This is a genomic window from Candidatus Lokiarchaeota archaeon (genome assembly GCA_014730275.1).
Lineage (GTDB): Archaea > Asgardarchaeota > Thorarchaeia > Thorarchaeales > Thorarchaeaceae > WJIL01.
Genome location: WJIL01000097.1, coordinates 1 through 18,144, shown reverse-complemented (window position 1 = coordinate 18,144; position 18,144 = coordinate 1). Strand labels below are relative to the sequence as shown.

The 18,144-nt window shown below is 44.5% G+C and carries 17 protein-coding genes; 13 read left to right on the top strand and 4 right to left on the bottom strand.

Features of this window, described 5'->3' with window-relative positions:
- Nucleotides 1–310: 310 nt before the first annotated feature.
- The 3 genes from mobB to GF309_11130 all read right to left on the bottom strand — a co-directional run bounded on the left by mobB (nt 311) and on the right by GF309_11130 (nt 2,654).
- Entirely contained in the window at nt 311–817 is a 507-nt protein-coding gene (gene mobB / locus GF309_11140; GenBank protein MBD3159334.1) for a molybdopterin-guanine dinucleotide biosynthesis protein B, read from the bottom strand.
- A gap of 303 nt (nt 818–1,120) precedes the next feature.
- Nucleotides 1,121–1,342 carry a hypothetical protein gene (locus GF309_11135; GenBank protein MBD3159333.1) on the bottom strand — a complete coding sequence of 74 codons (222 nt, stop codon included), beginning with the start codon at nt 1,340–1,342 and terminating at the stop codon, nt 1,121–1,123.
- A gap of 76 nt (nt 1,343–1,418) precedes the next feature.
- The gene (locus GF309_11130; protein ID MBD3159332.1) at nt 1,419–2,654 is read right to left on the bottom strand and encodes an MFS transporter; all 1,236 of its coding nucleotides are present in this window, start codon (nt 2,652–2,654) and stop codon (nt 1,419–1,421) included.
- A gap of 467 nt (nt 2,655–3,121) precedes the next feature.
- Between GF309_11130 and GF309_11125 the strand changes: the two genes are divergently transcribed.
- The 10 genes from GF309_11125 (at nt 3,122) to GF309_11080 (ending at nt 14,044) form a co-directional block, all read left to right on the top strand.
- Entirely contained in the window at nt 3,122–3,571 is a 450-nt protein-coding gene (locus GF309_11125; GenBank protein MBD3159331.1) for a hypothetical protein, read from the top strand.
- Between the two features lie 209 nt (nt 3,572–3,780).
- Entirely contained in the window at nt 3,781–4,554 is a 774-nt protein-coding gene (locus tag GF309_11120; protein ID MBD3159330.1) for an ATP-binding cassette domain-containing protein, read from the top strand.
- Nucleotides 4,538–5,257, top strand: a complete 720-nt coding sequence (locus GF309_11115) for an ATP-binding cassette domain-containing protein (protein ID MBD3159329.1) — start codon at nt 4,538–4,540, stop codon at nt 5,255–5,257. The genes GF309_11120 and GF309_11115 overlap by 17 nt, the downstream gene beginning before the upstream one ends.
- A 34-nt stretch (nt 5,258–5,291) precedes the next feature.
- Complete coding sequence (locus tag GF309_11110) at nt 5,292–6,386, top strand: hypothetical protein (GenBank protein MBD3159328.1); 1,095 nt, start codon at nt 5,292–5,294, stop codon at nt 6,384–6,386.
- Complete coding sequence (locus GF309_11105; GenBank protein MBD3159327.1) at nt 6,383–8,032, top strand: hypothetical protein; 1,650 nt, start codon at nt 6,383–6,385, stop codon at nt 8,030–8,032. The genes GF309_11110 and GF309_11105 overlap by 4 nt, the downstream gene beginning before the upstream one ends.
- 57 nt (nt 8,033–8,089) lie before the next feature.
- On the top strand, nt 8,090–8,950 hold the full coding sequence (locus GF309_11100; GenBank protein MBD3159326.1) for an alpha/beta fold hydrolase: 861 nt from the start codon (nt 8,090–8,092) through the stop codon (nt 8,948–8,950).
- An 80-nt stretch (nt 8,951–9,030) separates the two neighbouring features.
- The gene (locus tag GF309_11095; GenBank protein ID MBD3159325.1) at nt 9,031–10,041 is read left to right on the top strand and encodes a beta-ketoacyl-ACP synthase 3; all 1,011 of its coding nucleotides are present in this window, start codon (nt 9,031–9,033) and stop codon (nt 10,039–10,041) included.
- Nucleotides 10,042–10,102: 61 nt separating this feature from the next.
- Nucleotides 10,103–11,677 carry an AMP-binding protein gene (locus GF309_11090; protein ID MBD3159324.1) on the top strand — a complete coding sequence of 525 codons (1,575 nt, stop codon included), beginning with the start codon at nt 10,103–10,105 and terminating at the stop codon, nt 11,675–11,677.
- 2 nt (nt 11,678–11,679) lie between these two features.
- Nucleotides 11,680–12,474, top strand: coding sequence for an alpha/beta fold hydrolase (locus GF309_11085; GenBank protein MBD3159323.1), 795 nt, complete (start codon nt 11,680–11,682; stop codon nt 12,472–12,474).
- 115 nt (nt 12,475–12,589) lie between these two features.
- Nucleotides 12,590–14,044, top strand: a complete 1,455-nt coding sequence (locus tag GF309_11080; protein ID MBD3159322.1) for an ABC transporter substrate-binding protein — start codon at nt 12,590–12,592, stop codon at nt 14,042–14,044.
- 310 nt (nt 14,045–14,354) lie between these two features.
- Here the strand turns inward: GF309_11080 and GF309_11075 are convergent, their stop codons facing one another.
- On the bottom strand, nt 14,355–15,317 hold the full coding sequence (locus GF309_11075) for a CPBP family intramembrane metalloprotease (GenBank protein MBD3159321.1): 963 nt from the start codon (nt 15,315–15,317) through the stop codon (nt 14,355–14,357).
- Between the two features lie 334 nt (nt 15,318–15,651).
- On the opposite strand from GF309_11075, the gene GF309_11070 reads away from it, so the two are divergent.
- The 3 genes from GF309_11070 to GF309_11060 all read left to right on the top strand — a co-directional run.
- Nucleotides 15,652–15,825 (top strand): hypothetical protein, encoded by a 174-nt coding sequence (locus GF309_11070; protein MBD3159320.1) that lies wholly within the window; start codon nt 15,652–15,654, stop codon nt 15,823–15,825.
- Between the two features lie 353 nt (nt 15,826–16,178).
- A complete protein-coding gene (locus tag GF309_11065) occupies nt 16,179–17,195 on the top strand; it encodes a hypothetical protein (protein MBD3159319.1) in 1,017 nt (338 codons plus the stop codon).
- Between the two features lie 104 nt (nt 17,196–17,299).
- Nucleotides 17,300–18,144: hypothetical protein (locus GF309_11060; protein ID MBD3159318.1), on the top strand; the 845-nt coding region annotated here is incomplete at its 3' end.

Genomic DNA, 18,144 nt, shown 5'->3' with positions numbered 1-18,144 from the left:
GGTTACTAACTCCGTGAAATTCGTGATTTCTTGCTCTCCTCGTCAACACAATGCTCTGTGTGATGATTTGCTATTGTTAATTAACTATATTAAACTTAGGGAAGGCAAGAGTCGCGTTTTACCGATTAGGCACTATGCTATGAAACCCCTCTTAGAACGCTAGTTACCATATTCTCTTCTTCAAAGTCGCGCGAAATGGTGGTTTATTTGGATACTTTACTTAGAACACGTGTTCCAAATGTCCCCATTTTGCCATTGAACTGGTGCCCTTTTTCAATTTTGGAGAAATGGATGGTTGAATTCAATCTATTCAAAACTGTACATTTTCAGGCTCAACTGCATGCTCCTCGATTATGTCTGCTATTTCCTCAATGGCATCAGATTGCAGAACTGGAATGGAATGCCGATCTATTGTTTCAGTTGATTTCCAGCTGATTATAGCATGTGTTGTATCTGGGATACTCTTCAAGTCAATTGTCTGAGTTCCCACGCACCATACCCTTGGTATTGAAGCTGATTTGAACCCCTCAAACACAACAATATCTGCATCGATTCTCTCAAACAATTTAGTTGGGGGTAATCTCTGCATGTATCTAATTGTGGTTGTACTGGGTCCGAGAAGTACGACAGGATGTGCAGATGCCTTCAGATGTATGTATGTATCAGTACCTTCTGGGGGAAGTATATCTTCTTTAGAGCTCTTCACGGTTCCGACTGAATATCCTCTTTCGGTCAGATGCTTGACTACGTCTTTTACCAAGGTAGTTTTGCCTGTTCCCGAGAAACCCGAAATTGCAAATACACGCAACATGGTCACCTTCTGATTGCCTTCTTCATCAAAAGGAATGTGATTACTCTGGCTTATACTTTCTCACTTTGCTTATTCTATATGCTGTAATCCCTACAATGTCACCTTCTCTTTCTACATAGAATACCCTAAGCAGTTTCCCGTTATCAACCATCATCAAGCACTTGTTCGTGCTACTGGTATTGGTAATGCCTAATATGTCGAGCTAGGATATGTCATGGGACCCGAAGCATTGGCCATATGGGCCGAAAACCTTACCGGTGAGGACTCGCAAGAATCATTCATATGGTTATGTATCAACATATCTACAGGCTAAGAGGAGATTGTTATGCCACCATCAAGTTCCTCCGAATACCGTTCATACGAAAGTGAATCTGATACATCGGAAAGCGAGTCAAAATGGAATCCTCGTTGGCTCATCCCAGTTGTAATAACCATACTGGTATTTGCGTACTTTACTATTGGTTCCCCATTTGCAAATCCACTGCGTTTCATCTCATATACTGTTCTCATCACTATTCCGTTTTTACTCATAGCATCTACTGAAATATGCCTAAGTGCAGGTTTAGATAGACTGTTGGGCTCCAAGAAAGGCTCTAAAGACGGATAGCTAGGGATTCTTACCTAGTGATGTCCCTGATAATGCGAAGAGTAGTAGGGCCGCTCCAAGAATCAGGATGCTGGCTGTGAGTAGAAGTGCCGAATATTCTATCATAAGTCCTATAGCTGTGAACAGGATTGGTCCTGCCGTTCGACCGAGGAATGTAGTCCCATTCCTCACACCAAGCGCTTTGCCACGAAATTCGTCTGATACATGGGTAGAGATTAGAGAATCAATAGCAGGTAGTGATAGACCTGTTCCAGAACCGAAGATTACCCCGCTTGCTAGAATCCATATGTATGACGTAGCGCTCCAGAAGCCAATCAATCCAATACCGTAGAGAAAGAATGACAAAGCGATGATTTTCTGACTAGAGAGATTCTCGGATAGTTTCCCACTTGTTACCGCTGTTATTGCAGCAGATATACTGCCAATCGAGAGTGCGGCACCTATAGCCACAGGCCCGAGTTCAAAAACCCGACTTAGATAGAATGGCAATGCTGTTAGAACTGTTCCAAACAAAAGAATCTCTACAACAATTGCAGAGGCATATGCCGTTATTGTGCCTTGACCAACAATTGCAGTTATTTTTTCTCGTGTAGTGGATTCTCTTGTTTCCTGTACCTCCTTTACTGGTTCTTCAACAAACTTGAGTGCAACCAGACCTAGAGGAATAGCAACAAGGTATACGACGAAGGGTGTATTCCACGTAATTGTTACTAGGAAACCTCCTAGCACGGGGAAAATTGCAGCACCAATTGATAATACTGCATTATTCAAACCAAGCACAGAGTCGCGTTTCGCCCCATCGAACGTATCGCTGATCAGCGTAACCGTCGTGATGAACAGACCTGCAGCAGCAGTTCCTTGGACAAAACGAATAGCCAAGATCATCCAAAACTCAGGCACAAACAGCAACAAGCCACCTGTAATTCCGAAAATAATCAACGAAGAACCAAGAATAGGACGCCGACCAACACGGTCTTCCAGAACTCCTATGAACGGCGAAAACACTATCCCAACTGCAAAATAGGCACTTACAAGGAGACTTGCTTGTGCATCCGTTACCGAGAAAACATCCCTTATGATAGGAAGGGCAGGACTGATGAAGGGAACACCTAGCGTTGCCAATGCCGTACTTGCTAGGATAATGGCTACGAAACGTGACTTCCTCGATTTCATCTCAGTCTTTTCCTCGTTTTCCTTTGAATCTTGCGAGGTGACTGCTTTTTGCGTCTGCGACAAAATTCTCACCTTCCTAATTAACTATAGTTAATGCTTATAAGATATTTCATCTCCACAGCAAGGGTGTTCGTGCTCTGTCTATCGATATTGCTTTTACTACGCGTCCTTTCCATGAACCCCAGTACCTTGGCTGCTCTTCTGTCAATTGTAATTCACGTTGGGTAGCTAATTGTGCTTGATATGCATCCTTGACGTATGAGATACCACGGTTTCTAATTAGAGTATTGAACATAAGATAGGAGTTATTCCCTACTCTCTTGGACTGTCATGTTTGGTGAGGAAAGAGATGAATCATCATGTAATCGGGATTGAATAGGCAAGCTACCAACAAAGCCAAGTGTCTATTCAGTAGATGAGGAACGAAGGATTGGATTACGTTGTATCAGGGGCAAAGGCCTGAGACAATATCAGGGAATTATCTTTCGTCACATGCGTCTTTTCTGCTATTGTCTTCAGTAGATATTGTAGTGAGCATCTTCAGTACAGCGGGCATCCTATTCCCTATCTTCTATGACCGGCCATCTCCTTGGCCATTTGAGATAACCAACACCATGGCAGCCCTGCTATATTTCGCCTCCGCATTCGTTGGTTTGATTGTTGGTTTCTATCTCCTCCAAAGGTACAAACGCCGACTTGAAGTCCATGGATCAATCCGTGTTTCCGTAAAGAATGCATTCCTTGTGCTAAGTCCTCCGTTTTTCATAGTCTCGACAGTTTTGGATTTTCTTGTGAGTCTAATTCTTGCAGATTTTTCGATTCCTTGGGGATATCTCTTCTATGGACCTGGATTGGGCCTTCTCATTGCACGTCTGCTGTACTTCGTCTATGAATCTCGGCACTGGAAACTAGAACCAGTTCGTAGTCGAGAACCCTCTATCTTCCCCCAGATGGGCTACTATGTGATTTCAAGGGGCTAATAGTCTCTTATTCCCTGCTAAGGGGTGTCATCGGATTAGGGAAATGGACTTCAGTCTGATTATGGAAACCGTTACAAGCTATCCTCTTTTCGATTTGTTTTTTCCAAAAGGTATATTATCGACGAAGACTGAACTACCCGGCAACAACCGTCTTCAGAATTGCCGTAAAGCCTCTGGGGGATACCAAATTGACCTCGACTAACGACCTTATTCTTACTACAAGTGGGTTGACCAAGAATTTTGGCGGACTGATTGCCGTTAACGATGTCAGTATTGCTGTCGAGCGAGGTTCAATAAAGGCGATTATTGGCCCCAATGGGTCAGGAAAAACCACGTTGTTCAATCTAATTACAGGTGCTCTGTCCCCATCATCTGGGAAGGTCTATTTTGAAGGTCAAGACATCACAAGAACTTCAATGCATCAAAGGGCACGAAAGGGGATTTCGCGTTCTTATCAAATCACGAACATTTTTCCCCATCAGACAGCTTTTGAGAATATTCGTTTAGCAGTTCAGGGTTGTAGTGGAGCTAGGGTGAACTTCTTTGGCATACTGAAAAAGGCCGGTTCTTTCGACCACTTTCATGAAAGAGTCATTGAGATAGCCACCATTGTGGGTTTGGACCCTGCGAGGCTCTATGTTCCTGCTGCTTTGATTCCGCATGCTGAGCAGAGAAAGCTCGAGATTGCTATGGCGCTTGCAACCGAACCGAGACTACTCTTACTCGACGAACCTGCTGCTGGGATGTCAATTGAAGAAATCCCTGAAGTAATTGATGCGATTCTCCGGGTAAAGGATTCGTATGGGGATGATCTCACATTGCTAGTTGTTGAGCATAAGATGGACATCGTCATGCGACTCAGCGAAGAAATAATCGCTCTGGCAGAAGGGAAGATAATTGCGAAAGGCACTCCAGACGAGATTCGAGAAGATGAACGAGTATTGACAGCTTACCTTGGTGATACAAATGACAAACTTGCTTGAAATACAAGATGCACACGTGTACATCGGTTCATTCTACATTTTGCAGGGCATATCATTAGTTGTACCCAAGGGAGAAGTCACCCTCTTGCTGGGGCGGAATGGAGCCGGCAAGACAACAGCGATGAAGACGATTCTGGGCTTATATCCTCCTAAAGAGGGAAAGGTCATGTTCAAAGGCGAGAACATATCCAGTCTGCCCACACATGAAATAGTACAGAAGGGTATTGGCTACGTTCCTGACACTAGAAGAATATTCGGATCACTAACTGTTGAACAAAACCTGATTGTATCAATGCGAAAGGACGGCCTTGAAGAAGGCATGGAGGAACGACTGGAATTCATTTTCGATTTGTTTCCTGATATGGAGGGCTTCTTCAAGCAAAAAGCAGGCACTCTTTCTGGAGGTCAACAGCAGATGCTGGCAGTGGCTCGGGCATTGATGAATGATAATGACCTGTTACTCATAGATGAACCCACAGAAGGTCTGAGCCCTCTTCTTGCGAGGAATCTTATCGAAGCACTTGACAGACTAAAGGAGTTCGCAACTATACTGTTGGTAGAACAGAACTTCATGACCGTGTCCGAATTGGGCGACAATTACTACATTTTTGACAATGGCAAGATTGTACAAGAGGGCAATAACATGACCGAGTTGATCGAAGACAAGGACCTGATAGCCCAATACTTGGGTGTGAGCATATGATATACTTAGAGATTCGAGGAGGCTAAGATTCGCAATGCAAAGAAAGATTGATTCTGTTCGGGACTATCTTGACGAAAATCCGCAAATCCGTCAGATTATGAATCTAGTAATAGTGCTTGCACTGGGAGCTATCTTTGTTGTGTGGGCCATAGCCACCTATTCGTGGAGTGGCTTTTTCGTCAGAATAAGCAAGGGATTGATTGATGGTCTTGCACTCAGTATGCTCCTCTTTTTGATGGTGTCTGGGTTCTTCTTGATATTTGGTTTGTGTGACGTTATCAATTTCGCTCACGGAGCCTTCTTTATGCTCGGTGGTTTCCTAGGTTTGGAGATTTACCTCGGAACGGAAGCTGTTCTTCTAGACCCTACGTTGCCGTTTTCCTCTTATTTTGCAGCGAATCCGTTTGCTATGTCTGTCTTAGCTTTCATCGTTGGTGCTCTTGGAGCAACTGCGGTTATGGCTCTCATAGGTGGAGGAATTGAGTTCTTCACAGTTCGGAGGCTCTATGGCAATGCTGTCGCTCAAATACTGCTGACTGTTGGCTTCATGTACATCATTACACAAATCGCTGAGATAGTCTGGGGGAGTTCAGTAGTAACCTACTTCATTAGTCCTAACTCACAAATCGGCTATTTCTTCATCACCGGCATTATCGATTTTGGCGGCCCTCTGAAATTTGAAACCTATCGAATCTTCCTGATTTTTCTCGGATTGACAGTCGCCGCTGCTATGTTTGTGACTTTCCGGAGAACCCGTATTGGTCTCCAAATTCAGGCCGGAATAGAAGATTCAGAGATGGTTGAAATACTCGGCACTGACATCAAGAAGCTCTTCACACTCGTATTCATGCTTGGTGCAGGTCTTGCAGGGTTGTCCGGTGCAGTCTTGGTTCCGTGGATTGGAGCGAATACAGGTCATGGTCTGACCTATCTCATATTTGCATTCGTCATAGTGGTTGTTGGTGGAGCTCATTATGGTCGCTTTGAAGGGACTTTCTTTGGGGCTTTGATAGTAGGTCTGGCGATGAAGCTCACGGCGTATTTCATTCCGTTTCTTGAGAACATTATCGTCTTCATCATAATGGCCATTATATTGATAGTGAAACCAGGAGGATTGACTGGTACATGAATAACGAGAGCAGTACAAAGAACATCAGCAATGCCATAATGGATTGGATAGCTTCTATTCCTGTGTGGATAGTGGAAGGCATTCGTAATCTACCTGCTGTGCTATCAAAGAACAGAACGCTAGTGGCTGTTTTTGCATTCTTCTATCTACTTCCATTGGGCACTGCAGTAGGCACTTCTCCGCTTCGAGCTATGCTCTATATTGTGACTCAGATAATGATTTTCGGTCTTCTTGCGATGTCTTTTGATCTCCAGCTGGGACGAGCAGGCCTTCTTAATTTCGGACATGTGGCACTCTTTGGTGTGGGAGCCTACTTCATGGCATTCACATTGGATGCATCAGTTCTTCCCCCTCCCCTGAATTTTGTCGCAAGCATTCCCTATCCACTTACTATCCTCCTTGCAATGATGGTAGGTGCTGGTCTGGGCTTCGTCATGGGGCTTACAACCAGCCGTATGAAAGGTACCGCCTTTGCATTTATTGCTCTAGCAATTGCTATGTTTATCTACAATTTCTTTGTTGAATCCCCAGACATATCGGGTGGTGAAACAGGACTGGGAGTATCAACTCCAGCTATTCTCAGAACTGCCCCTGTGTATCTTCTCTACGTCTGTCTTGCATTCATTTTCATTGCGGGCTTCTTTGGAATGGTTGTCCTCTATGTAAAAGAAAGAACCGAGCGCATTGGTCTAGTTCTCTTAAGTCCTGTGATGATTGCCTTCACAGGTATCCTTCTTATTTTCGGAGTCAATATTCTCGGACCGATATTGGTCTTTGTTTCATTTCTCATGATGATTTTTCTTTACTGGATGGAACGAAAAGCGTCAATCGAGGACCCCCTTCAGTTTTCTGAGAAAGCAAGAACACAATCTAGTAAAGACGGAAGTGGAGATTCACTCACTTCTTCCATTTTGCCTATTGCTATCATGGCGACTGCCCTCATTGGTGTGTTTATCACTTTTGGGACCAACATCTTTGAAATGGTATCACTATGGATTGCGAACTCTCAGACCTTCTATTACACAATCCCCGTGCAGTACTATCTTGTACTGACCAGTGTCATGATAGTCTATATTTTCATGAAACGACTTGTTGTGTCACCATTTGGCAGAATGGTGGTTGCTGTGGCTCAGAATGAAGAGCGGGCTCAAGCTCTTGGTTACAACAGCTACTTCTGCAAGATAGTCGTCGTAGTCATAAGTGGCGCAATTGCGGGACTTGCGGGGGCATTATATGCACCTATCATTAGAACCATTGATCCGGTAAGTGCGTTAGGAGTCGAGATATCAATAGATGCAATGCTTTACACAATTATCGGAGGCATTGGCACATTACTCGGTCCTTTGCTTGGGGCTGGGGTCGTAGTATATTCAGAACTGAATCTCACCGAATTCCTGAGAGATGTGTTGGGTCTCCCAGGCGAACTCTGGTTGGTAGGATTAGGCATAGTCTACGTCTTCATTGTGTTGTTCCTGCCTCTGGGTATTGTGGGTTCCATTAAGAACAGGGCTGGTTTTATCCGAGAGAAACTAGGAAAACTGAAACCCTCCCAATTTGAATTCCGCATAAGAGATGATGATTATTGGGTATTCGCACTACTGGGTATAATGGGTCTGTTTGTGTCATTGTTGATTTTTAGCCTCTAGACGGAGATGGAAATATGATTATGATATCGCAAAGAAGAGAAGCTGAAACGGAAGTAGGTGATTATTTTGCCGTATGAGACAGTAGGTGACGTAGATATCTACTACGAAGTTCATGGACCATCTGATGTTCCACCACTTATCTGCATAGAGGGCTGGGGCTATTCCCTCTGGATGTGGTTTCGACAAATTCCTACTTTCAAAGAAAAATACAGGTGTGTCGTCTTTGATAATCGAGGAGTAGGCAGAAGCTCGATGCCCGATTATCCGTATACCATGGAGATGTTTGCTAACGATACCATTGGTCTGATGGACGCATTGGATATCCCACGTGCACATATTCTTGGAATCTCGATGGGCGGCTTTATTGCACAGCAGGTGGCCATTTCGTATCCTGAGAAGGTTCGAAGTTTGATTCTTGGTTCAACTAGTTTCGCCGGCCCGAATTCTATCTCTGCTGATGACAAGACGCAAGCCCTGATGTTTGCCAGTCCAACTGAAACGCTATCAAAAGAGCAGGCCATGGAAATGCGCTATAGCGTCACTTTCAGTTCGGACTTTTATGAAGAAAACAAACCTCTCGTAGAGCAAATCATAGAATGGCGGGAAAAACGTCCTCAGCCCCTGTACGCGCGGGGACATCAAGCTTCTGCAACATTGGGTCTCAATCTTGAGCCAGAAGTTGAGGAGATATCCTGTCCAGTACTTGTCATTCATGGCGACAGCGATCTTATTGTTCCACCAAAAAATGCAGAGATGCTGGCTGATGCTCTTCCACAAGCGAAGTTGGTGCTCATAAAAGATGGCCCCCACTTGAGCTTCATTGAATACTATGAGAAATTCAATGAGGAAGTGCTGAACTTCCTTGATGCAGTTGAAGATGGTTCATATACTCCTGAATCCAAGGGGGAGGTAGTCTAGCCGCAAAGACTGCTTGGCTGCTTGGTAACCAGCTTCGTTTTCGGTGATAGTTGTCGAAAAGAATACTGAGGGTTTTGATAATGGGGCGTTCGGCGTTGATTACTGGTTTAGGTATGTATGTGCCTAAGAAGATTGTAACAAATCAAGAAATAGAAGATATGCTCGATCGCCCGGGGACAGGGGAATGGTTAGTAGAGAATGTTGGTATCAAAGAACGCCGCGTTATGGCTGAGGATGAAACCACGTCCGATCTTGCTCTCCATGCAAGCCGCGAAGCACTAGAGAATGCAGATGTGAGCCCGGACGACCTTGATTTAATCATACTTGGTACTGACACGCCCGATTACCTCTCCCCGGCAACATCAGTCGTACTTCAGTACAAGCTGGGTGCTAAGAATGCTGGAACCTTTGATGTCAATTGCGCCTGCGCAGGATTTGTCACCTCTCTGGATGTTGGGTCTCGATACATACAGACTGATCGCACATTGGAGTCGGTTTTGGTTGTTGGAGCATATGGGATGACCAAATTCGTTGACTGGACGGATCACTACACATGCACGATGTTTGCTGATGGCGCAGGAGCTGTAGTTTTGGAACCCAGTGACGAACGCGAGGGAATCATCACCTCGAAACTAATCGCGGATGGCTCCTATTATGACCATGTGGGGGTCTACGTTGGAGGAACTGCTGAACCACCCACGATTGAAGCCATTGAAAACAAACAACACCACCTTGCCTTTCGCAAGCGTTTCCCAGCAGATACCAATCTTCAGCACTGGCCTGGTTTGACGAGAGAGTGCGTGCTAAAGGCCAATCTGACCCTTGAGGATATTGATTGGTTCTTTTTTACACAGATAAACATCCGTACCATCGAGGCTGTTATGGAAGAGCTTGGTATACCCCTCGGTAAGACCCACACGGTCATGGACAAATGGGGCTATACAGGCTCTGCATGTATTGCACTCGCTATGTACGATGCCGTTGATCAAGGGAAACTCCCTCCTCCAGGCCATGGCAATGGAGAATACATAGCATTGTGTTCATCGGGTGGAGGATTCAACATGGCAGCGGCCGTGTTAAGATGGTGGTAAAGAGTTTTCTAGCAGTTTGTATATTGGTATTAAGAAGAAACCGTGTGTATGCGGTTGAAAATTGAATCTCCGCGAAGGGATGTATGTGGCAAACCAGTTTGATTATCTATCCAAGCGAGAAGTATACTCTCCTGAAGATGAAGCTATCTTCGATGTTGGCAGTGGAACGAGATACACTTACAGAGAGTTCAACAGGCGAGCAAATCAAGTTGCCAACTGCCTGCACGAGAATATAGGATTCAAGAAAGGCGATCGACTCTGTATATTGGCACACAATAGCTTGGAATACTGGGAAACCTTCTTTGGCTGTCAGAAGTGTGGTGGTATCTTCAGCCCTCTTAACTGGCGTCTTGTGGCCAGAGAACTAACGAATCTTGTCAATGACCTTGCACCATCTGTTCTTTGCTATGACGCAAATACAGCTGATGTTGTACCTGAGCTACAAGAGGCGACGGATGTAGATTTTTGGATTTCGCTGGATGAAACTGAACCTAAACTGGATGGGGCTTTGAACTACCAAGATGTCGTGGAAAATGCACCAATCACCCCTCCTGAGGTTGTAGACATCTCCTATGACGATGCTATGGGTATTATGTACACAGGGGGAACAACGGGGCTACCGAAGGGAGCTATGATTACCTATCGTCATGTAGCATTCAACACCCTGAACACTATTCGTGATATCCTTCCTGGTGATATCTACATTAACCATCTACCCCTCTTTCATGTTGGCGGATTATACGTCTATGCCATACCTCTCTTCATTCTTGGCGGAAAAATAGTACAGATGGGCCGATGGGATGTACAGACAGTAATAGAACTCATCAATACTGAAAGACCCGATTTCTTCTTTGCTGTCCCTACCCAGTATAGAATGCTAATGAATACCCCCAACTTCGAGTCAATCGATTTCGGTAGTGTTCGGTTCCTGACATCCGGAGGAGAAGCCCTCCCGTTGGATATTATCAAGACCTTCAGAAATACACACGGCGTCAAGTTCAAGCAAGGTTTTGGGATGACAGAAGTTGGACCTAGTTGTTTCGCTCTTGATCCGTGGCATGCAGTAGAGAAAATCGGCAGCATTGGCACCCCCAATTTCTTCATAGATGCAAAAGTGGTTGATCCCAAAACGGGGAAGGAATGTGGCGCAAATGAGACCGGTGAACTCTTGTTCAAAGGTCCCACGGTCACAACAGGATACTGGAATAGGCCAGAACTGAACGAGGAGCTCTTAGATGAGGATGGCTGGTTCAGGACCGGAGATATTGTCTACTTTGATCATGAAGGCTTCTTCTATGTTGTAGATCGAGTTAAGGACATGTTCATCTCCGGTGGGGAAAATGTCTATCCTCGGGAGATTGAAAAATTGCTGGAAGAACATCCCAAAATTGGCGAAGTGCAGGTTATTGGAGTTCCGCATCCGAAATGGGGTGAAGTGGGACGTGCTCTTGTTATTCCCAAATCGGGTCAAGACGTCACAGAGGATGAGATACTGGATTTCTGCAAGGGGAAACTTGCAAAGTTCAAAATACCGAAATCTGTAGTTTTTATGGAGAGCTTCGAACCCTATATTTCGGGAGCTGGGAAAATCTTGAAACGAAAACTGCGGGAAGATTTCGGGGAGGAGGAAGATTAGTTATGCCTATTAGCAATGTGAATGGAATGGATTTCTACTATGAAATCCATGGTGAAGGTGAACCTGTTGTTTTTGGTAATGGTATCTTCTCAAACACTCTAGGCTGGGTAAACCAGCTTCCTGCTTTCTCTAAGCACCATCAAGTCATACTCTATGATATGCGTGGGCAAGGACAGAGCGATAAACCGGAGGGAGAGTATACCTTCGAAATGCACGCAGATGACCAGATGATTCTTCTTGAGAATCTAGGTATATCCAAGGTTCATCATGTTGGGATTAGTTATGGAGCTGAATTGGGGTTGGTTTTTGCATTGAAATACCCCGACGCGGTTAGGAGCCTTGTGGCCTGTAGTGCTGTTTCGGAGATTGGTCCTTTGCTCCGTGATATGTGTCTGTTATGGCGTTATGCATGCGAGGTCGAGGACCCTGAGATGTTCTATCGGGCGACTGTACCACTTAATTTCGCAGAACCATTCATCAGTGAACAAACTGAAATCCTTGAAAAGGCCAAGGAGCGCTACAAAACACTGGATTTTCCCGCACTTGTGCGACTACTTGATGCGTTTCTGATGCTTGATATCACGGATCGATTGTCTGAAATCAGCGTACCGACTTGTATTATTGCCGGCGAGCAAGACATCCTGAAGCCAGCCTATCCGTATTCTCAGCTGATTCACGACAGAATTCCTGATTCAGAAATGACCATTATTCCTGATTCTGGCCACGCAGTTACTTTTGAGCAACCTGATGAATTCAATAGCATTTGTCTTGGCTTTCTTCGAAAGATTTCGGAATGAAGCCCTATAACCTATAGAAAACCCATTCAGTATTGCTTCGTCAAGTCATACTGAACAGATATATACCGGCATTCTAAGTATATATGGAAAAGCACTGAGTATTTCGTGCTTGGATATGGGAGAAGAGAATATGAACAAGACTAAACTGATTTCTGCTTCTATTTCGATGCTCTTGTTAGTATCTATATGTCTACCTGCTCTCCTTGTAAGACCAGCTGCTGCACAAGACGAAGAGCCTATAAAAATAGGCGTCTTTGCACCTTTCACAACTGCTGGCCTTTCATTTTATGCACCATGGACACAGCAAGGCTTCGAACTAGGAATGGTCTATGCCACATCGGAGATGGGGTATGAAAACGAGAATAAGACTCAAGCAGGTCGGCCCTATGAAATCATATACTATGATACAAAGGGTTCACCGACCGAAGCAGCATCGCTTGTGACATCCGCAATCGAAACAGATGGCATTGATATAATCGTTGGAGGAACCTATAGTAGCGTTGCCGCAGCAATCGCTCCTATTGCCGAAGAGTACGAGAAATTGTATTTCATAAGTCCGGCTGCTGATACCACACTAACTGCGGAGAACTTCAATCCGTATATATTCCGCATTGCGAGGAATAACTGGCATGACGCCTATGCAGGTGTGACTTATGCAATGGACTATCTCAACTACACGGACTTTGCTTTCTTGGCTGCTGACTATTCCTTCGGGTATAGTGGCGTCCAATCAATGACGGAAGTAATAGAGGAGAAAGGTGGTAATGTGCGAAGCATTCAGTATGCACCGCTTACAGCCAATGACTTCTCGCCGTACATCTTCAATCTCCAGGATGCCGATGACACATATGATATCGAATATCTGTTTGTGATCTGGGCTGGTGACTTCTCATTTCTGTATGAAGATTTGGAGACTTATGATCTTGCGGCAGACATGGAAATCTCTGGAGCATGCATTGATATCCTGTCTATGAACGTTATTGAGGATAGTTTGACCCCTCCTGCGACCTATGAGGGTTCTACTGGTCTCTGCCTGTATGGTTATGAGCTGCCAGATAACGATGTCAACGACTGGATGGTAGAACAACACGTCGAAAGGAACATCATGCCCAATGGAGCTTTCGGATTGACGTATCGTGTTCCCGAGCTATTCACTGCAAGCGGGTTTGCCACGGCGCAATTCTTGGTGAACGTGACCAATGCAGTTCCTGATCTCAATACTGATGACATGATTATGCATCTGGAGCAGGGACTCACCATCGATTGTCCGAAAGGCCCAACATATCTCCGGCCAGAGGATCATCAGGGACTTGCGGAGATGTACATTGCCGAAGCATGGAAGGACGATCGATCCGGATCTGAAACAGAAGGTTTCATTATTGCGAAGCATGTTGAGACCCTTGACAGATTCACCGTTGCACCTCCAGTGGCATCTAACTATACGCCTATGACTACTACTGCTCCGCCAGCCCCAATACCGATTGACCCACTGGTTGTCGGTGTGGTTGCGGTTGTTGCTGTAGTGGCATTAGTTGTCATATTTTGGATAGGAAAATCCAGGGGGGCCTAGCGTCCCCACAGGAGGTTCAAGTTAACGAAGCTTGGATCTCCCCCATTCTTTTTTTTGAACTCTAGTCATAATCGCAGAAGTGTGTTCAAAATGCTGCAAAGGAGTCATAGAATATGGAACGTAGCTGTTTCAGAGCGAATTCTCGCATGTCTATTCATTATTGTCTGCTAATTTTTGCGACTCGACATTCACTTTATCACCAGGATACTTGTCTTTTGCCCCACAGGTTTTCCCCTTGGCGTGGAGTCTGCGGATTCACAATTTCATACACTCATATTACTCCTGAATACTTGATTTTGATTCAGGTGTCTTATCCAAAGACAGCTGCTATTCCTTCTCCAGCAGCCTCTAGACCGTGAAGCGTTCCAGATGCAACAATCGAACCCGTCTTCTCACGAAGTAATCCAAAGAGGATTCCTCCCACGAATGTGAAAGTGCCATACCACCAATCCACGGTGAAGTCACCTATCAGGAAGCCTGCGATACTGAACATGTGACTGATTGCAAACAATGCAGCTGTGATGAATAACCCAAGACCAAATTGGATGCTTTTCCACTCATATGGGCGTCCAAAGACCTGATTCAGTCGAGATTGGATATATCCTCGGAAGAAGATTTCCTCACCGAAACCTGAGAAGATGAATTGCCAGATTACCGTATGGAGGACTGCTACGGATAGGCTATCCAATGCGACCGCCAATAGGATTGGGAACATCAGGAGGATGATCAGGACAACCACATTGTTCCTATGCTTTTCCTTTGGTAGCTTCATCTCGTCAAAGGCGTTATACTTGGTAGAAATCAGTCTGGCAACAAGGAAGGTGGAAAGCAGGAAGATACCAGTCATCAGTAGGGCCCCCAAAGGTTCAAGGTATGACCATCCGCCTATCATGAGGGTTACATATCCTGCAAAGGTCAGAAGGAAGTAGGGAAAAGCACTGAATGCAAGGTCTATGCTCTCTGGTGCCTTTTCTGTGGTTATTCCGTAGTTGGAAGGTTTTCTTCTTAGCCCGAATATCATGAGAGCTGGGATTACAAACCAGAGTGACCCCACAATATACGATGCCTCAAGCGGAAACGGCTCTGGGTCGAGAGTTCCATACATGAACAACAAAAGACCCATTGCTATTAAGGTGTAGATGACATGTCTTACGATGATGACCTCAAGTACCGCCATTATTTTGTGGCCGATTGATTTCTTTCTCTCAGTTGCTGCTGTATCCCTTGCTTTCTCTTCCTCCACAGCCTGTTCCTCCTCTTGCGAGCTCCACATTTCTTGTTTACAGGGTTTGACATTCGAACTTGATAACGATTGCGTATGCTAGACTAACATCCATGAGAATATTCTAGCAAACGCCGGCAAACATCCAACCAGCAACACTCACCTTCTCAAAGATAATTCAAGTTGCTTGTTTCTCCAGATAACCTGTTTCTTACAGTTGAATGAGTGAAAATCCTCTGTCCCACGTTCGCGCTTCGTTCACCACTTCCTTTTCTGTCATACTCTACCTTCTCAGTGACATATGGAGTTTCTTAGCTCTATTTTATCTGTGAAAAGAGGTCGAATATATGCGACATGAACTGAGTATTTGAAGGAACTGGCTGAGATGATTCGCGCACGCAAAGCCAAGAGAATCGGTACTCGTATGAATGATGAAGTAATAGAAGTGGCATGTTCTCTCCGGAAGGAGGGCCTATCATATGGAGCAATTGCACGAGAGATTTTCCACCGGACTGGTGAGTCGTGGGATATCAGTACAGTTGAACATGCCGTGAAATGAAATATGAATGGCTGAATGGAAACAAATCAAGAAAGAAGAACGAATGGGGCGAACAAAATGCCCCATTTTCTATGATTGTTCTACATCTGCTTATCTTCGCGGTATGGCAGGATAAATGCATTACATGGTTTTTTCGGATATGAAAGAATGACCTGAAGCGGCTAGGGGCTTTTGCATGGAATGGGCGTACTTGTGATGAGTAAAGCGTTCTTGAAACGAAGACAAACCTAGTCATTTTCCCTACTAATGACTCGTTATCTTAGCAGCACGGCTAAAATACACTATTATTTTTTTGTATATGATAAAAAAAATATTTATTAGATATAATCACGCCCTAACTCTTAGGGAGTAAAATGTTTCGTGAAACAAGGGCCAAACTCTATGCAATTTATGTAGTTTTGCCATTAGTAATAATGTCTTTTGTAATCTATGGGTTCTATTTGGTGAATGAAAATCCTAGGACACATAACCAAAGGAAACCCCTGACATTAGGAATTCCAGAAGCTGGCTTGATTGCTCCTAGCACCAAACGTGATCATCACTATGATGCATATCTTGGAGCAAAAGCAGCCTTAGATTTCTATAACGATTTCTATGCTGAATCTAGCTCCAGTTTGGACATTCCAATTACAATTAAGAAAGCTGTAGGGTCTAGTGCTACCCATTCAAGACTGAGATCATATCTGAGTACCACTGATCGGGTTCACATAAGCAGTCATGGAGAACTGACCAATACTGGGCCGAATGTCGATATGTATGGCGCAGATTTGAATCCAAGGGTAGTAGATTATTGGAGCCATGTAAATGGTGAATGCGAACTTGTTTTCATTTCAGCATGTAACTCGCTGGGTCCAGGAAATGGAATCGTTGACACACGATTGGCTGAAGGAATAAAGGACAAAACCAATGTTCGAATGGTTATCGGCTATACAGGAGAGGTTGCTCTTGATGCCGCAGCATTCCTTGCTATCAATTTCTGGTACGAACACACTGCCGGATTGCGCATTCCGTACCATGATACACCCACTGGCGGATACGATGGAGCTACAGCATTCTCGCGAGCTCGGTATCTCCTAGAGGAATACCTAGAGGATATACGAGATGGTACGAATATTGCAGTTGGAACAGCTGTAGGACTCATTGCTGGCCTTTGGTTTAGTAGCTTGGAGACAATGGCTGCGGACTTTTTCGCTGAGCTGTTTGCGGAAGTTTGGGGGTTGTCTCTTGCCGACTACATTTTTAAAGATTATATGGAGGCATGGGAAAGTGCACACGATTCCTTCCTCTGTATTAGTGATGGTGAGTACGTATCCAGTATGACTCCTGTATCAACAGGTGGCGGAAAAGATTACGTAATTACACCCTATTAGAATGGGGGTCGACCCCCCTTTTTTTGGAGGAACGAAAAATTAGAACGAAACGCCCTCAAGTCCTGATAGTGCTTGTTTTTCTATTATTGACACAGTTGATACCGTTGAACAAAAACCAGAATCTCGCTTACAAAGAGAGAATTATATCTGAACATTCGGATATCCATACAACAACGAGAGGGCAAGCTCTCATTAATTATACTCTGGCATTATATTCTTCTAAAGACGGTGCATTCTATGGATATCTACGAGCTTGGCCTACAGACCCCAGAATCAAATCTGAACTTAGCATATTTCAAGTTCGCGATCCTTACAATGTTTTGTCTATTCTGAATTATTCGTATGCATTTGACTGGAGTGAATGCAAATCATTCCTAGGCGATTTGGTAAACGATGAATCGACGTATGATGTGTTTTCCCCTGTAAACTCCTCTTATAGCACTGCTGGTGGCGTAATTACTTTGAGAATCGCTCTTGAAATATTTTCCAATTTATCTATCCTTGAACAACTTGACGTCGATGGAATTAAAGAGTTCATTAAAACGAATCAGTTGTCAGATGGAGGTTTTGCTCAAGCTCCGTGGCTTGATCAAGAATCGAACTTAATCAATACTCAATGCGCTTTGTGGTCTCTATCTTTTCTTGATGAACTATCAGCAATCGACATACCGAGGGTTCTGAATTTCGTGCTTGGCTGCTATCATGACGGGGGGTTTGCTTATGCCCCAGGATTGGAGAATGAATATTCCGCTGTTGCCTTGGGCCTCATGTGTCTTGACTATTTGGATGAAATGGATCGTATAGACACGGAAGCTGTTTTTCAGTATCTGTTAAACAAGTTCGACAACTCCACAGGGCATTGGTTAGATGGAACCATAGTTGATACTGAACGTGCGGTTTGGGCTTTCTCGCTAATGGGGTATCTAGATAGAATCAACCAAGATGCGAT